We start from the raw sequence: 20,590 nt of genomic DNA, 5'->3' as shown, positions 1-20,590 counted from the left end.
GCTTAGACGAGGGTCAGGCGTACATCCACGTTGCCGCGGGTGGCATTTGAGTATGGGCAGACCTGATGGGCCTTCTCGATGATGTCTTGGGCTTTGGCACGATCCAGGCCCGGCACGCTGACGCGCAGTTCGATGTCCAGGGCAAAGCCGGTGGGGATCGGACCGATACCGACTTCTGCCGTCACGCTGAGATCACTGGGCAGCGCCACTTTTTCCTTGGCCGCTACAAACTTCATGGCGCCGATAAAGCAGGCCGAGTAACCCGCTGCAAACAGCTGCTCAGGGTTGGTTGCTTCGCCGCCTTGTCCGCCCAGCGCTTTTGGGGTAGCCAGTTTTACATCGAGAATACCGTCGGCGCTGATGGAACGACCGTCACGGCCACCGGTGCTGGTTGCGGAAGTCTTGTACAGAATGTTCATGTGCATCGTCCTCGGATTAATTTGATTATTGCGATAATCATTTGGTCTTTAAAAAACGACGTGGAAGTCGTTGCTCGTTACCGCGTTGTCTACAGGAATTAAGTTATTCCGATATTGATTATCGCGCAAACTATTTATTTATGAGTCCGACGAACGGTTATTCCATGGGTTGGAGGGCGCGTCAGTGCTGCGGCCGCTTAGGCATGCCTTTATTGATTCAGGCTGTCGCGTAGCTTGATCAGGCTGGACCGAAGCTGCCCCATGTCATCATTACCCAGGCCACAGGCCAATTGTACTGAGCCGTTGATTTCTTCGGCTTTCTTACGCAAGGTCTTCCCGGCCGCCGTCAGCTCGATCGAGAGGTTGCGTTCGTCCTGAAGGCTGCGCTTGCGGGTGACATAGCCTTCCGCTTCGAGCCGCTTGAGTACTGGCGTCAGCGCGCCGGAGTCCTGATGCAGGCGTTTGGCCAATTCCTTGAGCGTGAGACCGTCGCTTTCCCAGAGCACCAGCATCATCAGGTATTGCGGATAGGTCAGGCCGACGGCTTCCAGGAGCGGCTTGTAGACCTTCGTCATGGCGAGGGAGGTGGAATACAGGGCAAAGCAGAGCTGCTGATCAAGTTTCAAACGGTCTTCGTCTTTCATAGGATGGAGGTCTCGCAGGACGGCCCGGCTAATAAAAAAGAGCCATCATTCTAGCGTAGACGCTTCGCCAGGCGGAGCAACAATAAATACAAGGAATTCTGGGGTTGGGTGCCCATGGGGAAGTGGCATCCGGTACGATACGGGCTTGCCCTTGGCTATACCTGTTCGAGACCCCGCCCACCCCATGCGAATCCACGTCAGTTTTATCGACCGTGTCGGCATTACCCAAGAAGTGCTGGCGCTTCTGGGAGCGCGCAACCTCAACCTCGATGCGGTCGAGATGGTGCCGCCCAATGTCTACATCGATGCGCCGACCCTGAGTGCCGAGGTACTGGAAGAGCTGCGTGGTGCACTGCTCACGGTGCGAGGGGTACAGGCTGTCCGAGTGGTGGATATCCTGCCAGGGCAGCGCCGTACGCTGCATCTGGATGCCTTGCTTGCCGCCATGGCCGACCCGGTTCTGGCCGTGGACCGCGAAGGTAGCATTCTGTTGGCCAACCCGGCCTTTGCCGCCATGGTGGACGACCCGTCGCCCCAGGGCGCGACGGTGGCTACGCTGTTCGATGATCCAGCTCTGCAGCGGGAACTGCTGGAGCAGGCCTTTCGGATTCCCATGCGCGAGGTCACCTTGCGCGGGCAGGCTCTCCTGCTGGATTCGACCCCAATCAGCGAGGCTGCCGAAGGCAACGCCCAGCGGCTAGCCGGTGGGCTGCTGACGCTTTACGCCCCCAGCCGGATCGGAGCCCGTCTTTCAGCGCTGCGCCATGACCCGGCCGAAGGCTTCGAATCGATCCTGGGCGACTCGGCACCGATACGTGCGCTCAAGGCCCGCGCCCAGCGAGTCGCGGCGCTGGATGCACCGCTGCTGATTCAGGGTGAGACAGGGACTGGTAAGGAGCTGGTAGCGCGGGCCTGTCATACGGTCAGCCCTCGTCGCAATGCGCCATTTCTGGCACTCAACTGTGCGGCTCTGCCGGAAAGCCTCGCGGAAAGCGAGCTGTTTGGCTATGCGCCGGGCGCGTTCACCGGTGCCCAGCGCGGCGGCAAGCCCGGTCTTCTCGAGCTGGCCGACAAGGGCACGGTGTTTCTCGACGAAATTGGGGAGATGTCCCCGTATCTTCAGGCCAAGTTACTGCGGTTTTTGTCCGACGGTACGTTTCGTCGGGTGGGCGGTGAGCGCGAACTGAAGGTCAATGTACGTATTTTGAGTGCCACGCACCGGGATCTGGAAAAGCGCGTTGCCGAAGGGACCTTTCGGGAGGATCTGTTCTACCGACTCAACGTCCTGAATCTCGACGTACCGCCGCTGCGTGAGCGTGGGCAGGATATTCTGGTGCTGGCCCGGCATTTCATGCAGCAGGCCTGCGCCCAGATCCAGCGGCCCCCTTGCCGACTGGCGCCGGGAACGTATCCGGCGCTTCTGAGCAATCGCTGGCCCGGCAATGTGCGGCAGCTTCAGAACGTCATTTTCCGGGCGGCGGCCATCAGCGAAAGCACCGTGGTAGATATTGGCGATCTGGATATTGCCGGCACGGAAGTCGCACGGCAGGTAGATGGCGAGGTAGACAGCCTGGATGAGGCAGTCTCAAGCTATGAGAAAGCCCTGCTCGAAAAACTCTACCCACACTATCCATCCAGTCGTCAACTGGCGGCCCGTCTCAAGACCTCTCACACCGCCATTGCCCACCGGCTGCGCAAGTATGGCATTCCCGGCAAGAGCTGAGTGTTTTTCTACAAGGACACTGTTTGAAGACCTGGGCGAATTCGTCCGCGTCTTGCTGGTCTATGAGCCATAGACCGTTCGCGACGGACCTCCATGGAGGGGCTGTCATTAGTTTCTCAAGGATGAGCGGTGCTTATGCCCCCAAACACGACCCAGTTGTACATGACCAACGCTCACCAAGACCCCGAGCAGCCACCTGCTGCGCTACAGGATGCGCTTGAACGCTACGGCCTGTTAGCCCATCCACGTTTGCCCGAACTTGCCGATATTGCCCGGCGAGCCCAGGAGACCTATTCCGTTTCGCAAGCCGTCATCCACTTATGTGATGCAGAAGGGCTCTGGCTGGCCGCGGAGCAGGGCGGCTGTCCTGCGGCCGAGGCCTATGCGCCCTGGGAGGAGGCATTAACGGCGACCGATATTCTGGAGTTCAGCGAGCCGAGGAGCGATCTGAGCTTTACTCCGCCATCGGCCCTGAATGCCAGTACCGGTTCGTCCTACTATGCAGGGGTTGCGCTGAAAACGGCTGCGGGTATACCTGTTGGCGTGCTCAGTCTCATGGACACGGTGCCACGCCGGCTGGATGCTACGCAGCGCCTGTTGCTTCAGGAGTTGGCCCGTTCAATCGTGGCGCAACTGGAGATTTACGGCCTTACCGTCGAGCGAAACAGTGCCCGCCAGGCTGAGGAGCAGCAGTATGCAGAACATGCGACTTCCCAACGCGAACAGATTCTCGACAGCGCGGTGGATTACGCCATTTTCTGCATGGACCTTGAGGGCCACATCACCACGTGGAATGAAGGTGCTTGTCGCACGCTTGGCTGGACAGAGGCGGAAGTGCTGGGCAAGCCTGCTGCGATCATCTTCACACCTGAAGACCGCGCTGCCCATATCCCTGAAAAGGAGCGCCATACAGCTCTGGAGCAGGGGCGCTGCATGGATGAGCGCTGGCATGTACTCAAAAGCGGGCAGCGCTTCTGGGCAAGTGGCGAACTCATGCTGCTCAGGAATGCATCCGATCAGGTCGACGGGTTCATCAAGATTCTCCGTGACCGTACCGAGCAGCGTCTGGCCGCACAGGAGCTTCGCGCCAGCCGCGACAGTTATCGCCTGCTGCTGGATTCGATTTCTGAAGGATTCTATTCAATCGACCAGCACGGCGTAGTTACCCTGTGCAACGTCGCTTTCGTCAGGCTGTTCGGCGCCGAAAGTGAAAAGGATATTGTCGGGTGGCGCCTGGAAGAGCTGATTGATCCGGCTCATGAGAAGGCCCGCCAGGTGATGGCGGATCATCCCATTTATCGCACGGCCCGCGAGGGGACTGCTGAATACGTGGCGGACGGTGCCTTCTACCGGCGTGACGGTATTTGTATCCCTGTAGAGTATCGGGCCCAGGCCATTTTTCAGGATGGCAAGCCGCAGGGCGCCATCTGCACGATCGTGGATAACAGCGAGCAGGTCCGTGCCTATGAGGGTTGGCGCCGGGCAATGATGATCGTTGAGCAGTCGGATGACTTCATTGGTATCGCTGCGCCGGACGGCCAGGCCTATTTTGTCAACAAGGCCGGACGTCGGATGGTCGGGCTGGCCAATGAAGAGGCGGTCAGGCAGAGCCATGTGCTGGATTATTTCCTGCCTGAAGACCGTCTCTTTGCCGAGTCGACCATTCTCCCAACCGTTTTGAACGAGGGTAAATGGGTAGGCGAGTTTCGGTTCCGTGATCATCGCACTGGGGCCGGTATCCCGGTTCACTACTCGGTGTTTGCAACACGGGACGAACGAGGCGAGGTCATGGGGATTGCTGCCATTGCGCGCGATCTGTCCGAGCAGCGGCGGACCTTACGGCGGCTGGAAGTCAGCGAGACGCGACTAAGGCAAATGACAGACCTGTCACCTGCCATCGTCTGGTTCGGTAATCCTGATGGCTCGCTCAGCTACCTGAACAGTTACTGGTACGACTACACCGGCCAGACACCAGAAGAAGCGCTGCCGATGGGCTGGGCGCAAGTCATTCATCCTGATGACACCCAGCGGCTCCTGGATGTCTGGCTCGATGCCCGCAGCCGAGGCGTGTTTTATCAGCTTGAAGCACGGCTACGGCGCAAGGACGGAGCCTATCGCTGGTTCGATATCCGTGCGGAGGTCTTGCGTGATGAGGCCGGAAACGTCACCGGCTGGATGGGCAATAACAGTGACATCCATGACCGCAAGGAGGCCGAGGAAGCGTCCCGGCGTCTGACGGAGACCCTGGAGCAGCGGGTGGCCGAGCGTACCGCAGACCTTGACCGCATGTGGCGCCTGACCACCGATGTGATGCTGGTCGCGCGCTTTGACGGCGTCGTGATGGCCGCCAACCCGGCCTGGAAGCACCTGTTGGGCTGGCAGGAAGATGAACTGCTGGGCAAGGTGCTGCTGGATTTCGTTCACCCCGACGATGTGGAAAGCACCCTGGCTGAAGTGGGCAAACTTTCCCTTGGGCATACCACACTGCGGTTCGAGAACCGCTATCGGCACAAAGATGGTAGCTACCGGTGGCTTTCGTGGACCGCTGTGCCCGATGCGCGCTACATCCATGCGGTTGGCCGTGATATCGAGTCGGAAAAAGTGGCAGCAGCCGAGCTGGCCCAGGCGCAGGAGCAACTCCGCCAGAGCCAGAAAATGGAAGCGGTTGGCCAGCTCACAGGCGGTATTGCCCATGACTTCAACAACCTGCTGACCGGGATCATCGGCTCGCTCGACCTGATCCGCATGCGAATCCAGCAGGGCAAATTGGCGGATCTTGACCGCTTCGCCAGCACGGCCATGTCCTCGGCCAGTCGAGCGGCCGCTCTGACGCACCGGCTACTGGCCTTTTCCCGCCGGCAGCCGCTGGTGCCCAAAGTCGTCAATGCCAATGACCTGATCACCGGTATGGATGATCTATTGCACCGCACCATGGGGGAATCGGTGCAGCTGGAAATCGTCAAGACGGGGGCGCTCTGGCTGACGCTGTGTGATCCTCATCAGCTGGAAAACGCCATCCTCAATCTGGCCATCAATGCCCGCGCTGCCATGCCGGACGGGGGCAGGCTGACCATCGAGACCAGCAACACTCATCTGGACGAGGCCTATGCGTCTCGTGATCGGGACATCAAGCCTGGCCAGTACATCTGCATCAGCGTGACCGACACCGGAACCGGGATGACTCCAGATGTTATCGCCAAGGCGTTCGACCCGTTCTTTACGACCAAGCCGCTGGGCGAGGGGACCGGGCTTGGGCTGTCGATGATCTATGGCTTTGCCCGGCAATCGGAAGGGGCAGCCAAGATCTACTCGGAGGTTGGTCGGGGTACGACCATCAAGCTGTACCTGCCGCGCTACTACGGTGAGCGCAGGGAAGAACCTCAGGTCCGGCAGCCGGTATCGTTGAGTCGGCAGTCCGAGGCCAGCGAAGTCGTGCTGGTGGTCGAAGACGAGCATGCTGTCCGCAGCCTGGTGGTAGAGGTCTTGAGTGAGTTGGGTTACTGGGTGCTGGAGGCTGTCGACGGCCCTTCCGGTCTGGAGATACTCAAGTCCGATCTGCGCATCGACCTGCTGGTAACCGACGTTGGTCTACCGGGCATCAATGGGCGGCAGATGGCTGATGCGGCCCGGGTCACGCGGCCAGACCTCAAGGTCCTGTTCATGACCGGGTATGCGGAAAATGCGGTGATTGCCAATGGGTTTCTGGAGCCAAACATGGCCATGATCACCAAGCCTTTCCCGATCGAGATGCTGGCAGCCCGCGTGCAGGACATGGTCCACCGTAGCAAGGGGGAGTGACCAGCGGAGCGGCTGGCGGATAGAGAGCATGGATGAACGGGCGCGAAGTTGCGAAAATGCGCGCCCCCGGCAGGTGCCTTAGCCTGCCGGCTCATTCGTGACAAGGAGTGTCCCATGCTTGCCAGCGTGCTTGACTACCTCAGTGGTCTGCCGGCGTTCGCCATTTATTTCATTCTCTCGCTCGCGCTTCTGGGCGCGTTTGCCTTCACTTTCAGCTGGCTTACTCCACACCGTGAGTGGCAGCTGATTCGCAACAACGTGCCAGCGGCGGCCCTGGCGTTCGGTGGCACGCTGTTGGGGTTCGTCCTGCCGTTGGCCAGCGCGATGCGGGTATCAGTCAGTGCGCTGGACTATCTGCTCTGGGCCCTGATCGCAGCAGTCGCTCAGCTGGTTACATTCGTCGTGCTGCGCCTTCTCGTGCCGGGGCTGCCCCAACGGCTCAGCAATAACGAAATGGCCAGCGGTATTCTCGTGGCGACGATGTCTGTATCGATTGGCGTGCTCAATGCCGCTGCCATCAGCGGGTGAGGGCAGGGCATGAAACGCAGCCGAGCCATCCAACTGGTACTGGTTGGAGTGACACCCCTCATGCTGGCCGGGTGTGATCAACCCAAGCCGGGTTATCTGTACCGATCCGTTGCCGAGTGCATCCGCGACGGCACTTTCACGCCCAGCCTCTGCTCCTCGGAGTATGAATCTTCCCGCGCGGTCCATCACCGCAGTGCGCCGCGTTACGCCTCCCTGGGTGAATGCGAGATCGACTTTGGCACCAATGGCTGCGAGCTGCTGGAGCCCCGGTCTTCGTTTTACGTTCCGCTCATGACCGGCTTTCTGCTGGGCCAGCGCCCACAGCGGGAGAGCGAATCGTCGTCCTCGGGCGGTGCCTCTTATGGTTATTCCAGTAGCGTCAGCGGAGGACAACGCCAGCGCGAGTACACGCGTACCTTTCCCAGCCAGCCGCTGTACCAGTCACGGGACGACCTGGCGCATTACCGCACTGCCAATAACGAGGTGGTCGGTTCACGACCGGGTATCGCCTATCTGAACAAGAGCGCCTATGCCTCCAGCGAGTCTAGGGTCGTCAGCCGGGGCGGCTTTGGTGCACGGGCAGCCTCCTACTCGTCACGGTCGAGCGGATCATGAAGCGGATCGATATGACCGAGCGTCCGGACTGGCGCGAGCAGGCGGAGCAGCTTGGCTTTCTGTTCCACACTTTTGACGGCGAACCCTACTGGGATGAGCGGGCCGCGTACCAGTTCAGCCTGAAGCAGATCGAAAACGATCTGGAAGCCCCTACGGCCGAGTTGCATCAGATGTGCATGGCACTGGTCGACGAGATCGTCGGCAGCGAGGCACTGCTCTCGCGTCTGGCTGTACCGGAGTACTTCTGGGCGTGTGCGGCTGCCAGCTGGAGACGTCGGGACCGCCATCTGTATGGCCGTATGGATCTGGCCTATAGCGGTCAGGGACCGGCCAAGCTGTTCGAGCTGAATTACGACACGCCGACCTCGCTGTACGAGGCAGCCTTTTTCCAGTGGCTATGGCTGGAGCAGATGCAGCAGGCGGGCAGGCTTCCCGCCGGGGCGGATCAGTACAACAGTATTCAGGAGCAGCTGATCCAGACGATTCGCGCCTTGCGACCGCATCAGCCCCTGTATCTGGCCTCGGTCAGAGAGTCGCTGGAGGACCGCGGCACGGTCGAATATCTGCGGGACTGTGCCACCCAGGCGGGTATTCAGACGCGTTATATCGCTGTGGAGGATATCGGGCTGGACAGGTCACAGGGGTTTGTGGACCTGAACGATGAATTCATCCCGTCACTGTTCAAGCTCTACCCCTGGGAGTTCATGCTGGACGAGGCGTTTGGACATTCTATTCCCAGCTCCTTTACGCAATTCTATGAGCCGCCGTGGAAGGCGCTGCTCAGCAACAAAGGTATTCTGGCCTTGTTGTGGGAGCGGCATGAGGGGCATCCCAATCTGCTTCCAGCCTTTTTCGATAAAGAGGCTGGTAGTCCGGTCGCGCCAGGCTGGGTGCGCAAGCCGCTGTTCTCACGGGAGGGTGCCAACATCGAACTGCACAGTCTGGACGGCACGCGTCTGGACGTGCCGGGCCCATACGCGGGCCCCAGCATCGTGCAGCAATGTCACCCGTTGCCTTGTTTTTCCGATAACTACCCTGTTATTGGCAGTTGGGTGGTAGGTGACACGGCCTGTGGGGTGGGTATCCGTGAGGATGCAACATTGATTACCCAAGACAGCTCGCGCTTCCTGCCCCACTTCATCCTGGATTAAATCTGTATCGAATTCATTGCGCTGTAATGAATTCGATACGACCGCTGGAAAAGCCTTGTCCATTCTGGGCTCGCAAGGGCTCTGGCAGACTTCTTTCCATAGGGCGTAGCACTTTCGTTACAGCACCTTTTATTGCTTCATTTTCCTGTAGGCCGCGCGTGCTCTGGCATTGCGCCATCGGTAAGACCTTGGCATCTGCCTTGCTATGAAGGAGGTCAGCTTGTGCCCAGCTGGGTTACCCCTATTCAGGAGTCTGCAATGGTTATGCGCTTTACCGAAGAACACGAATGGCTGCGTCTGGAAGCCGATGGCACTGTAACCGTAGGCATTACAGATTATGCTCAGGATGCGCTGGGCGACTTGGTCTTCGTGCAATTGCCGGAGCTGCGCACCTACGCCAAGGGCGAAGAGGTGGCGGTACTGGAGTCGGTCAAGGCTGCCAGCAACATTGCCATGCCGATCGATGGCGAGATCCTGGAAATCAACGAAGCGCTTGGCGATGCCCCTGAGAAAGTCAACCAGGACCCTCTCGACGCCGGCTGGTTCTTCCGCATGCGTCCTGCCGATCCAGAAGCACTCGGCACGCTGCTCACTGAAGACGGCTACGCTCAATTGATCAAGGCTTGAGGAGGTGACCATGACCGATTTTCGCGACTCATTCAGCACCACTGACGAATTCATTTCGCGCCACATCGGCCCGCGCGAGCTGGACATCGTGTCCATGCTCGACCTGCTGGGCTACGATTCGCTGGATGCCATGACAGCCAAGGTCATCCCGGACAGCATCAAGGGCACCAGCGTATTGGATTTGCCCCAGGGGCTGTCTGAAGCCGACGCCCTGGCCGAATTGCGTGGCATCGCCCGCAAGAACAAGCTGTTCAAGTCCTTTATCGGACAGGGCTATTACAACTGCCATACCCCGGCGCCCATCCTGCGCAACCTGCTGGAAAATCCCGCCTGGTACACGGCCTATACGCCTTACCAGCCGGAAATCTCCCAGGGTCGTCTGGAGGCACTGCTGAACTTCCAGACATTGATCGGCGATCTGACCGGGCTACCTATAGCCAATGCGTCCCTATTGGACGAGGCCACGGCTGCCTCCGAGGCCATGACATTCTGCCGTCGTCTGTCCAAAAGCAAGGCCGAGGCCTTCTTCGTTTCCCTGCACTGCCACCCGCAGACCATTGATGTGATCCGCACCCGCGCCGAGCCGCTGGGTATTGAAATCGTAGTGGGTGTGGAAACGGACATCGACGATCACGGCCGTTTCTTTGGTGCTCTGTTCCAGTACCCGATGACCACGGGCGAAATCCGCGATTACCGTGAAGTCATCGAGGCCTTCCATCAGGCGGGTGCCCTGGTCGCCGTCGCGGCTGACCTGATGGCCCTGACATTGTTGACCCCACCCGGCGAGTTTGGCGCGGATGTCGCTATCGGCACGGCCCAGCGCTTTGGCGTACCGCTCGGCTTTGGCGGCCCGCACGCTGCGTATTTTGCCACTCAGGACAAATACAAGCGTGACATGCCCGGCCGTGTGGTGGGCGTATCCATTGACCGTCATGGCAACCCGGCCTATCGGCTGGCGCTTCAGACCCGTGAGCAGCACATCCGTCGTGAGAAGGCGACGAGCAACATCTGCACAGCTCAGGTCCTGCTGGCCAACATTGCCAGCATGTATGCCGTCTACCACGGTCCGGAAGGTCTCAAGCACATCGCTACGCGCATTCATCGCCTGACTGCCCTGCTGGCGACCGGTCTGCATGCACTAGGCCATCGTACCCAGGAAACCTTTTTCGATACGCTGACGCTGGTATTTGGCGACAAAACCAAGGCGATTCACGAAGCGGCCCGCGCCAAAGGCTTCAACTTGCGCGTAATTCGTGACACCGACCTGGGGGTTTCGCTGGACGAGACCACCACGGTCGAAGACGTCATGGCTCTGCTGGAGCTTTTCAGCGATGGCCAGCCGGTGCCCTCCCTGGATAGCCTGCTAGCGAAGGCCGAGGAGCATTTGCCGGCAACGCTGCGTCGTCAGTCCGCCTTCCTGACGCACCCTGTTTTCTCCCAATACCGCTCCGAAACCCAGCTGATGCGCTACCTGCGCACCCTGGCGGACAAGGATCTGGCGCTGGATCGCACCATGATCCCGCTGGGCTCCTGCACCATGAAGCTCAACGCGGCCAGCGAGATGATTCCAATCACCTGGGCCGAATTTGGCAATCTGCATCCCTTCGCACCGGCCGACCAGACCGAGGGCTATGCCCAGATGACCGCCGAGCTGGAGCAGATGCTATGCGCCGCTACGGGCTACGACGCCATCTCCCTGCAACCCAACGCCGGCTCCCAGGGTGAATACGCGGGCCTGTTGGCCATTCGCGCCTATCATGAAAGCCGCGGCGACACCCAGCGCGATATCTGCCTGATCCCGTCGTCTGCCCATGGCACCAACCCGGCAACCGCCTCGATGGCCGGTATGCGTGTGGTCGTGGTGGCCTGTGACAGCCGCGGCAACGTGGATGTGGGCGATCTGCGTGCCAAGGCCCAGCAGCACGCTGCCAATCTGGCCGCGCTGATGATTACGTATCCTTCCACTCACGGTGTGTTCGAAGAGGCGATCCGCGAGATCTGCAGCATCGTTCACGAGCATGGTGGTCAGGTTTACATTGATGGCGCCAACATGAACGCCATGGTGGGCCTGTGCGCGCCGGGCAAGTTTGGCGGAGATGTGTCTCACCTGAACCTGCACAAGACCTTCTGCATCCCGCACGGTGGTGGCGGTCCGGGCGTAGGCCCGATTGGTGTGAAGTCCCATCTAGCGCCGTTCATGCCGGGTCATGCCGGGCTCGAGCGCAAGGAAGGTGCAGTATCGGCGGCGCCCTACGGCAGCGCGAGTATCCTGCCCATCTCCTGGATGTACATGAAGATGATGGGCGGCGAGGGGCTGACCCGTGCCTCGCAGATTGCGATCCTGAATGCCAACTACATCGCTCGTCGTCTGGAAACCCATTACCCGGTGCTGTACTCGGGTGAAGGCGGCCTGGTGGCACACGAGTGCATTCTCGATCTGCGTCCGCTCAAGGAAACGAGTGGCGTGACCGTGGACGATGTGGCCAAGCGCCTGATCGACTTTGGCTTCCATGCGCCTACCATGTCCTTCCCGGTAGCCGGTACGCTGATGATCGAGCCGACTGAGAGCGAGTCCAAGGCCGAGCTGGATCGCTTCTGCGACGCCATGATCGCCATTCGCGAAGAGATTCGTGCCATCGAGGCCGGTACGCTGGATGCCAATGACAATCCACTCAAGAACGCGCCGCATACCGCACGCGAGCTGACCGGCGAATGGACGCATTCTTACAGCCGCGAACAGGCGGTGTATCCGTTGCCATCGCTGGTGAACGGCAAGTACTTCCCGCCCGTGGCGCGTATCGACAACGTATACGGTGACCGCAACCTGATCTGCTCCTGCCCGCCGATCGAGGCGTATCAGGACGCGTGATCCACAGCGGATGCGTATCACCTTGCCCATCTCCTTCTGCCTATTCCGCAGAAGGAGATGGAGCGCCGTGATGCCTGTCAACTGGCCGGGTACATGGTCTCAACGCGGTTTCACCGTTACGGCTTTTACGGCTTTACTGTAAGGCACGTCCATGCTTGGCGCGGTGTGCCGTTAGCCATGCCTGACCGGCCCTTTTGCTCGCGTTGGACGCGACTGCACGACTCATGAAGGAGTCCCCATGACCGAATCACTGCTCAAAACCCCACTCCATGCCCTGCACCTTGAACTGGGCGCACGCATGGTGCCGTTCGCCGGTTATGACATGCCGGTGCAATACCCCCTTGGCGTGCTCAAGGAGCACCAGCACACCCGCGCCCAGGCTGGATTGTTCGACGTTTCCCACATGGGCCAGATCCTGCTGACGGGCGACAGTACCGCCGCCGCGCTGGAAGGGCTCGTTCCGGTCGATATCGTAGGCCTGCCGGTAGGCATGCAGCGGTACGCCTTGTTCACCAACGAGCAGGGCGGCATTCTCGACGACCTCATGGTCGCGAACCTGGGCGATTGCCTGTATCTGGTCGTGAATGCCGCATGCAAGCACCAGGATCTGGCGCACCTCAAAGAGCATATCGGCTCGCGCTGTCATGTCGAACCCTTGTTTGAAGAGCGGGCGCTCCTGGCCTTGCAGGGACCGGCAGCCGTGACCGTGCTGGCGCGACTGGCGCCGCAGGTGTCCGGCATGACGTTCATGAACATTGCCCGCGTCACGCTGCTGGATTATGACTGCATCGTCAGCCGCAGTGGGTATACCGGCGAAGACGGCTTCGAGATTTCCGTGCCGGTAGAAGGCGCCGAAGCACTGGCCCGAGCCCTGCTGGCCGAGCCGGAAGTACAAGCCATTGGCCTGGGCGCGCGTGACTCCCTGCGTCTGGAGGCAGGCCTGTGCCTGTACGGCCATGATATGGATACGCAGACAACGCCGGTTGAAGCCAGTCTGGTCTGGGCGCTATCCAAGCCGCGCCGTGCAGACGGTGCCCGAGCTGGCGGTTTTCCTGGCGCCGAGACCATCTTTGCCCAGCAACAGAATGGTGTGGCGCGTAAGCGTGTCGGTCTGCTGGTGCAGGAGCGGGTGCCGGTCCGTGAGGGTGCGGAACTGGTGGGCGCAAACGGTGCGGTGATCGGAAGGGTGACCAGTGGCGGCTTTGGCCCAACCCTGGGTGCGCCGGTTGCGATGGGCTACGTCGACAGCGCCTATGCAGCTCTGGACACTGAGCTGTTTGCCATGGTGCGCAACAAGCCGGTTGCCGTTAAGGTCGCCAGGATGCCTTTCGTACCGCAGCGCTATTACCGAGGATAAGCCTTCCGGTTGTGGCGTTCAAAAAGACAGGTACAAAAAAGCCGTGCGCGGTCAAACCGGCACGGCTTTCTTACATCCATTGCTTCAGCGATTCAGCAGTTTACGACGGCCATCGGGCCAAACTTCCCACAACTGATCGTTGATCCGCTGGACCTGACTGGTCACGCGGTTGCGCTGTACATTGATAGCGGCCTGGATCGACTGGCTGACAGAACGATCGGCTTGCTGATAGCCCACCCCTTGCATGGCAGGCTGACCCAAAGTGTACTCTCTCATACGCATGTCCTGCTCGTTAAGGGATTGACCGGCGCGCATAGTACGCGCTGTCGCTAGAGACAGGCTAGAGAGGGATTTGCTCACACCACTGGTCAGAAGCGTGATCGGCAAAGCAAATCAGGCCTTATTAATTTGCTTCGCCATAGGTTTCCACCCTGAACAGGTACGTGACAGCAGCAACGATGACGCAAAACTACCCCTTATAAGAGCGCTGGGGCTGGGCTGGTAAGGGTACTGCGCTACGCTCAATTGCGGCAGGGCAATGATAAGCGCAGCGCAGAAAAGGTCGATCGGCTTATAGCTTGATCCAGGTCGCTTTAATCTCGGTGTACTTGTCAAAGGCATGCAGCGACTTGTCCCGCCCATTGCCCGACTGCTTGAAGCCACCGAAGGGGGCTGTCATGTCACCACCATCATATTGGTTGACCCATACGCTGCCGGCCCGTAGCGCCTTGGCTGTCAGATGCGCCTTGGAGATGTCACGCGTCCAGACCGCCGCGGCCAATCCGTACTGGGTGTCGTTGGCGATCTTGATCGCTTCCTCAGCCGTGTCAAAGGTAATGACAGACAGTACCGGCCCGAAGATTTCTTCCTGAGCGATCTTCATGGCATTGGAAACGCCATCAAAAATAGTCGGTTCCACATACACACCACCGGTTTCCTCCAGGGCGCGCTTGCCCCCAGCTACCAGCTGAGCACCGTCAGCGTGACCGGCTTCGATGTAGCCGAGCACGGTATTGAGCTGCTGCGTATCCACCAGGGCGCCGACATTGGTTTCCGGGTCCAGCGGGTGGCCCGGTTTCCAGGTTTTCAACGCCTCGATCACCAACGGCAAGAACTGATCCTTGATCGAATGCTCGACCAGCAGGCGTGATCCGGCTGTACAGACTTCGCCCTGGTTGAAGGCGATACCACTGGCTGCTGCCTTGGCGGCTTCCTCCAGGTCTGGTGCATCGGCAAACACGATGTTCGGGCTCTTGCCGCCCGCTTCCAGCCAAACGCGCTTCATGTTGGATTCGCCCGCGTAGACCATCAGCTGCTTGGCGGTGCGGGTCGACCCGGTGAATACAAGGGTGTCTACGTCCATGTGCAGGCCCAGCGCCTTGCCTACGGTATGACCATAGCCTGGCAGCACGTTGAGTACGCCCGCCGGAATGCCGGCCTCGATGGCCAGCTGGGCAATACGGATAGCGGTCAGCGGGGACTTCTCGGAAGGCTTGAGCACGACCGAGTTACCGGTCGCCAGGGCCGGGCCGAGCTTCCAGCAGGCCATCATCAGCGGGAAATTCCACGGCACGATAGCGGCAACGACACCCACCGGCTCACGCGTGACGAGGCCCAGCTCGTCGTGGGCAGTGGCTGCGACTTCATCGTAGATCTTGTCGATGGCCTCGCCATTCCAGCGCAGGGCGCGGGCGGAGAGTGGAATATCGATGTGATAGGAGTCGCTGATGGGCTTGCCCATATCCAGCGTTTCCAGAAGGCCAAGCTCTGCAGCGTGCTGCTCGAGCAGATCGGCGAAACGGATGATGATCGCTTTACGCTTGACGGGCGCCATGCGCGACCAGACGCCGGATTCGAACGTGGCACGGGCGCTGGCAACTGCCCGGTCGGCATCGGCAACATCACAGCTTGCTACCTTGGCCAGAAAGCGGCCGTCGACGGGGCTGATGCAGTCAAAGGTCTCACCGGAGGCGGCATCACAGTATTCGCCCTGGATGAAGGCGCGGCCTTCAATGGTCAGGCTCTGGAAGCGCTGTTCCCATTCGGCGCGGGTTGGCGTGCTCATGCTGGTTTCCTCTCAAACAGGGTAGAAGAGGCGGTGGCCGTGAAGCCTGGCGCATCCGCAAAGCTGTCAGCCACCCTAAACCAGCCCAAGGGTGTTAGCAATATTTAACAAAGCCTTTGTTACAAGGCTGATATGTTCAAATTATTGAACACTTTTGAGCTTAGCGTGTGGCCTCCAGCGTGACCTCGAAGACCAGCGGCGAATAAGGCGGGATCAGATCTCCGGCGCCTTCATCGCCATAGGCCTGTGACGAGGGCACCACGATGCGCCATTGCGACCCAACCGGCATCTGGGTCAGGGCTGTGCGCCAGCCGGGAATGACGCTGGACAGCTTGAACCATTGAGGAGTCTGCTGTTCATCGAAAGTGCTGCCATCAGGCAGTTTACCGATATAGCGGACCTGCACCTGGCCATCGGCTTTGGGTTGCGGCCCGGTGCCCTGGCGGATAACGGTTACCAGCACGCCGTCTGGCAATTCCTTCACACCATAACGGGTCTTCTCATTGACCAGAAAGCGGGTTTCCGCCTGCCTGGCGGCTTCCACATTGCTGGATTCCTCCTGCTGGTCGATCGCTTCCTCATGTTGGGCTACCAGCTCATCGATCTTTTTCTGATCCATTGCCAGCGGCTCGCCCTTGTAGGACTGGTTCAGGCCTTTGATCAGGTCGTCGATTTGCAAATCCGGCAACTCGCTTTTCAAGCGGTTGCCGATTTCGGTCCCCAGGCTATAGGCCAGCTCGTCCTTGACCTTGTCCTCGGCGTGCGCCGCCAGAGGAAGGAGCAGACACAGGCTTAACAGCGAAAGGCGTAACATCTACAACATCCTCATGCATGAAGAGCGGCCTGGATAAGCGTATCCAGGGCGCCAGGTTCAGCCGTACCCGCCGGGCCAGCCAGTGCGGTCAGCCAGCCAGCCGGGTCAGGCTGGGAAGTAAGGGGCCAGCCTACACTGGCCTGCTCCAGTCGTGTAAGCAGTTCGTGCTCGGCGTCCAGCTCCAATTGTTTCAAGCGTTCACGCAGCGCGGCGAGTGCCGTATCGGTTTGCGCGGCTGGCTTCCAGTAAGTGCGTAGCACGCGCAGGGGCTCCACAACAGTTGCTCGCCAGGGGGCCGCCATGATCTCCAATAGCCGCTGGCGCTCAATCATTGGTGTCACGCCTCGGTTGCCCAGCCAGGCACCGGTCAGCAGCAGGCAGACATCCGCGCCGGCGCTCTGTAACGTCAGGCAGGCCTGGGTGACATCGGGTCTGGCATACAGCGCAAGTGCATAGGGCCAGAGCATTTTTTCCATGATAAGAGTCCTGTAGGCAAGGCGGTCCTGTTAACGATGGGCATGACGGTCAGCGAAGAGTGCTTGCCAGCGGGCGCGAAACCGCCTTTACTCGCCAGTTTCCAAAGGCACCGGTGCTGTCCGGCTCGCCTCACCAGGTCAATAGGCTCTACACTCGCCGCCATGATTCGAATACATAACCTTACCTTACAACGTGGCCCACAGCGTTTGCTGGAAGGTGCCGAACTGACGCTGCACCCAGGCCAGAAGGCCGGTCTTGTGGGTGCCAACGGAGCGGGCAAGTCCAGTCTCTTTGCCCTGCTGCGGGGGCAGCTCGTGCCGGATGCCGGTGATTGCCAGCTACCGGCGGCCTGGCGAATTGCCCACATGCGGCAGGAGGTCGATACCCTTGATCGGCTGGCGGTCGACTATGTCCTAGACGGGGACATTCACCTGCGTGATATTCAGACCGGGCTGGTAGCGGCAGAAGCCGCGCACGACGGCAATGCTCTGGCGCGCCTGCATGCCGAGCTGGAAGCGGCCGATGGGTATACTGCGGACGCCCGAGCCCGCAAATTGCTGGCTGGGCTTGGTTTCATGCCGGAGCAGATGGAGCGTCGTGTAGGTGACTTCTCAGGCGGCTGGCGGATGCGTCTGAACCTTGCACAGGCACTGATGTGTCCTTCCGACCTGCTGCTGCTTGATGAACCCACCAACCACCTTGATCTCGACGCCATCCTCTGGCTGGAAGACTGGCTCAAGGGCTATCCCGGTACGTTGCTGCTGATCTCCCACGACCGCGACTTCCTTGATGCCGTGGTCGATCAGATCGTTCACCTCGAACAGCAAAAGCTGACGCTTTACCGTGGCGGTTACTCTGCTTTCGAGCGTACCCGCGTCGAGCGGCTGGCCCAACAGCAGCAAGCGTACGAGAAGCAGCAGGCGCAACGTGCGCACATGGAAAAATTCATTGCGCGCTTCAAGGCACAGGCCACCAAGGCACGCCAGGCCCAGAGCCGGATCAAGGCCCTGGAGCGGCTGGAAGAACTGGCGCCTGCCCATGTGGATTCGCCGTTCGATTTCAGTTTTCGTGAGTCCGACAAGCTGTCCAATCCGCTGCTGGACCTGAGCGAAGGCCGCCTCGGCTATGGCGACAAGACCATTCTGCACCCGGTCAAGCTGCAACTGGCGCCCGGTGCCCGTATTGGTCTGCTGGGACCGAACGGGGCGGGTAAGTCCACTCTGATCAAGACCCTGGCTGGCGAACTGCAACCGCTGGGCGGCAGCCTGACCTGCGGTGAGAATCTGGCCATCGGCTATTTTGCCCAGCATCAGCTGGACTCGCTTGACCCCAAGGCTAGCCCGCTGTTGCACCTGCAGCGTATCGCGCCGGGTGAGCGTGAGCAGACGCTACGGGACTTCCTTGGAGGATTCGACTTCCGTGGCAATCGCTGCGATGAGGCTGTCCTGAATTTTTCCGGTGGTGAAAAGGCGCGTCTGGCCCTGGCATTGATCGCCTGGCAAAAGCCCAACCTCCTGTTGCTCGACGAACCGACCAACCACCTGGACCTTGATATGCGCCTGGCGCTGACCATGGCCCTGCAGGAGTTCTCCGGCGCGGTGCTGGTGGTCTCCCACGACCGTCATCTGCTCAAGAGCACGACGGATGAGTTTCTCTTGGTCGCCGATGGCCGCGTACAGGCTTTTGACGGCGACCTGGACGATTATGCGCGGTGGCTCGTGGAGTTTCGCGCCCGCCAGCAACCTGTGTCCGCCCCGGATGCCAATGCCGACAAGGTCGACAAGCGTGCCCAGCGCCAGGCGGCGGCTGCGCTGCGCCAGCAGCTCGCCCCGCTCAAGCGCGAGGCAGACAAGCTCGAAAAGGAGCTGGGCAAGGTCCAGGAAAAGCTGGCCGCACTCGAAACACGTCTGGGCGACAGTGGTCTGTATGAAGCATCACGTAAAGAGGAGCTTCGAGTGGCCTTGGCGGAACAGGCACAACTGAAATCACGCGAGAGCGAACTGGAAGAAGGCTGGCTGGAAGCCCTCGAGCGGCTGGAAAGCCTGCAGCTGGAACTGGAGAACGCCTCGTGATCGAAGAACTTCATTCTCTTATTCCGGCAGGTTGGGAGCGCGGCGTCATTCTGGGCGTGCAGGTCCTGGCTATCCTGCTTGCCGGGTATATCCTGCAACGCTTCATCGCACGGGCCATTACCCGCATCGGCGAGCGTTATCACTTGCCGCCGCAATTCGTACTGGTCATGCGGGGCTTGCTGCGCTGGCTGATCATGGGCAGTGCACTGCTCATGGTTCTAGAACGCTTCGGTGTGTCCGGCTCGGTGCTCTGGGCGGCACTTTCCGGCTTTATCGCGGTGGCTGCAGTTGCGTTCTTTGCCATCTGGAGCGTCCTGTCCAACCTGTTCTGTGCGCTGCTCATCTTTACGGTAGGGCCGTTCCGGCTGGGCGATCGGGTCGAGATCATTGATGCGGCGGACAAGCCCGGCGTGAAAGGACGTGTCGTGGCGATCAACATGCTGTATACCACGCTGGAAGACATGACCGAAGGCGTCAACAGCGAGGAAGCTGCGCTGTTGCAGATTCCCAATTCGCTGTTTTTCCAGAAGGCTGTTCGCCGCTGGCGTGGTACAGACGTACCCTTCACCTTCCTGGATCGCTGATAAAGGAGTTACCAATGGCGCTGCATACATGGCTGGCCTTTCTGCTGGCCTGCTGGGTGATCAGTCTTTCCCCTGGCGCAGGCGCCATTGCTTCCATGTCGGCGGGGTTGCGTCATGGTTTCTGGCATGGTTACTGGAACGCTATTGGCCTGCAGTTGGGGCTTGCTCTGCAGATTGCGATCGTGGCCGCCGGGGTAGGGGCTCTGCTCGCAACCTCGCAACTGGCGTTCGCGGTGATCAAATGGTTCGGCGTGCTGTACCTGGTCTACCTCGCCATCCGGCAGTGGAAAGCCGCACCCATGGACTTTTCCAACGCACCCAAACCCGGCGCTACCGCTAGCGCCTCTTCGTTGGTCTTTCGCGGTTTCCTGGTGAATGCCAGCAATCCCAAGGCCGTTGTGTTCATGCTGGCGGTATTGCCTCAGTTCATCAATCCCAGTCAGCCGTTGCTGGCTCAGTACCTGATCATTGGCGCTACCATGGTCACGGTCGACCTGATCGTTATGGCCGGGTATACCGGTCTTGCCGCCAGGGTGCTGCGCGTATTGCGCACGCCACGTCAGCAGCGGCTCACCAACCGCGTCTTCTCTGGATTATTCATGGGCGCTGCCGGGCTGCTGGCCACGGTTCGGCAAGCTGTCAGCTGAGTCTGCTACACCGCTAATCCTTTCATGCCAGCCGATCCGCTTGCCAGAGCGGATCGGCTGCCCGTGCCCGGCTATTGCCACCTCTCTGCGCGTCCTCGCGCCACGACCGTCTTCCAACAAAAACCTGAAAACAGGGACCTGACAGGCTTGTAACAAAGCATTACAAGTAGAACACTATGGCTAATGCCATCCATTCTTGT

17 protein-coding genes are annotated in these 20,590 nt (G+C 60.0%); 11 read left to right on the top strand and 6 right to left on the bottom strand.

All coding sequences use genetic code 11. The features are described 5' to 3' along the window. Window positions 1-2: 2 nt before the first annotated feature. Entirely contained in the window at window positions 3-419 is a 417-nt protein-coding gene (locus tag JQR86_RS17845) for an organic hydroperoxide resistance protein (RefSeq protein WP_010796669.1), read from the bottom strand. A 209-nt stretch (window positions 420-628) separates the two neighbouring features. Continuing rightward, entirely contained in the window at window positions 629-1,063 is a 435-nt protein-coding gene (locus tag JQR86_RS17840) for a MarR family winged helix-turn-helix transcriptional regulator (RefSeq protein WP_010796670.1), read from the bottom strand. A 184-nt stretch (window positions 1,064-1,247) separates the two neighbouring features. On the opposite strand from JQR86_RS17840, the gene JQR86_RS17835 reads away from it, so the two are divergent. The 8 genes from JQR86_RS17835 to gcvT all read left to right on the top strand — a co-directional run bounded on the left by JQR86_RS17835 (window position 1,248) and on the right by gcvT (window position 13,731). Beyond that, window positions 1,248-2,786 (top strand): sigma-54-dependent transcriptional regulator, encoded by a 1,539-nt coding sequence (locus JQR86_RS17835; RefSeq protein WP_074821513.1) that lies wholly within the window; start codon window positions 1,248-1,250, stop codon window positions 2,784-2,786. Window positions 2,787-2,921: 135 nt separating this feature from the next. Then, entirely contained in the window at window positions 2,922-6,584 is a 3,663-nt protein-coding gene (locus JQR86_RS17830) for a PAS domain S-box protein (RefSeq protein ID WP_434153980.1), read from the top strand. A gap of 114 nt (window positions 6,585-6,698) precedes the next feature. Further along, complete coding sequence (locus JQR86_RS17825; protein WP_010796673.1) at window positions 6,699-7,112, top strand: DUF350 domain-containing protein; 414 nt, start codon at window positions 6,699-6,701, stop codon at window positions 7,110-7,112. Between the two features lie 9 nt (window positions 7,113-7,121). Next, window positions 7,122-7,727, top strand: a complete 606-nt coding sequence (locus tag JQR86_RS17820) for a DUF1190 domain-containing protein (RefSeq protein WP_434153979.1) — start codon at window positions 7,122-7,124, stop codon at window positions 7,725-7,727. Further along, a complete protein-coding gene (locus JQR86_RS17815) occupies window positions 7,724-8,878 on the top strand; it encodes a glutathionylspermidine synthase family protein (protein ID WP_434153978.1) in 1,155 nt (384 codons plus the stop codon). The genes JQR86_RS17820 and JQR86_RS17815 overlap by 4 nt, the downstream gene beginning before the upstream one ends. Window positions 8,879-9,136: 258 nt before the next feature. Next, window positions 9,137-9,505 carry a glycine cleavage system protein GcvH gene (gene gcvH, locus JQR86_RS17810; RefSeq protein WP_010796676.1) on the top strand — a complete coding sequence of 123 codons (369 nt, stop codon included), beginning with the start codon at window positions 9,137-9,139 and terminating at the stop codon, window positions 9,503-9,505. A 10-nt stretch (window positions 9,506-9,515) separates the two neighbouring features. Then, a complete protein-coding gene (gcvP, locus tag JQR86_RS17805) occupies window positions 9,516-12,374 on the top strand; it encodes an aminomethyl-transferring glycine dehydrogenase (RefSeq protein WP_434153977.1) in 2,859 nt (952 codons plus the stop codon). 238 nt (window positions 12,375-12,612) lie between these two features. Further along, complete coding sequence (gene gcvT / locus JQR86_RS17800) at window positions 12,613-13,731, top strand: glycine cleavage system aminomethyltransferase GcvT (protein ID WP_434153976.1); 1,119 nt, start codon at window positions 12,613-12,615, stop codon at window positions 13,729-13,731. Between the two features lie 84 nt (window positions 13,732-13,815). Here gcvT and JQR86_RS17795 read toward each other — a convergent pair whose 3' ends face one another. From JQR86_RS17795 to JQR86_RS17780, 4 genes are all read right to left on the bottom strand, one after another. Next, window positions 13,816-14,007: a hypothetical protein gene (locus JQR86_RS17795; RefSeq protein WP_074821529.1), complete on the bottom strand. Its 192-nt coding sequence runs from the start codon at window positions 14,005-14,007 to the stop codon at window positions 13,816-13,818. A 295-nt stretch (window positions 14,008-14,302) separates the two neighbouring features. Next, window positions 14,303-15,796 carry an aldehyde dehydrogenase gene (locus JQR86_RS17790; RefSeq protein ID WP_434153975.1) on the bottom strand — a complete coding sequence of 498 codons (1,494 nt, stop codon included), beginning with the start codon at window positions 15,794-15,796 and terminating at the stop codon, window positions 14,303-14,305. Window positions 15,797-15,956: 160 nt separating this feature from the next. Then, a complete protein-coding gene (locus JQR86_RS17785) occupies window positions 15,957-16,610 on the bottom strand; it encodes an FKBP-type peptidyl-prolyl cis-trans isomerase (RefSeq protein WP_434153974.1) in 654 nt (217 codons plus the stop codon). An 11-nt stretch (window positions 16,611-16,621) separates the two neighbouring features. Then, a complete protein-coding gene (locus tag JQR86_RS17780) occupies window positions 16,622-17,086 on the bottom strand; it encodes a TIGR02444 family protein (RefSeq protein ID WP_312602226.1) in 465 nt (154 codons plus the stop codon). Window positions 17,087-17,248: 162 nt separating this feature from the next. Between JQR86_RS17780 and JQR86_RS17775 the strand changes: the two genes are divergently transcribed. Genes JQR86_RS17775 through rhtB form a run of 3 tightly spaced genes read left to right on the top strand, consistent with a single transcriptional unit; the run spans window position 17,249 to window position 20,390 of the window. Beyond that, window positions 17,249-19,159: an ATP-binding cassette domain-containing protein gene (locus tag JQR86_RS17775; RefSeq protein ID WP_434153973.1), complete on the top strand. Its 1,911-nt coding sequence runs from the start codon at window positions 17,249-17,251 to the stop codon at window positions 19,157-19,159. Then, the gene (locus tag JQR86_RS17770) at window positions 19,159-19,743 is read left to right on the top strand and encodes a mechanosensitive ion channel family protein (RefSeq protein ID WP_233432108.1); all 585 of its coding nucleotides are present in this window, start codon (window positions 19,159-19,161) and stop codon (window positions 19,741-19,743) included. The genes JQR86_RS17775 and JQR86_RS17770 overlap by 1 nt, the downstream gene beginning before the upstream one ends. A 14-nt stretch (window positions 19,744-19,757) precedes the next feature. Continuing rightward, window positions 19,758-20,390 (top strand): homoserine/homoserine lactone efflux protein, encoded by a 633-nt coding sequence (rhtB, locus tag JQR86_RS17765; protein WP_010796685.1) that lies wholly within the window; start codon window positions 19,758-19,760, stop codon window positions 20,388-20,390. The last annotated feature ends 200 nt before the right edge of the window (window positions 20,391-20,590 follow it).

This window comes from Pseudomonas sp. JZ134 (assembly GCF_051027695.1).
Taxonomy (GTDB): Bacteria; Pseudomonadota; Gammaproteobacteria; order Pseudomonadales; family Pseudomonadaceae; genus Chryseomonas; species Chryseomonas luteola.
Note: the sequence above shows the minus strand (reverse complement) of the source record. Positions and strands in the feature narration are given on the sequence as shown.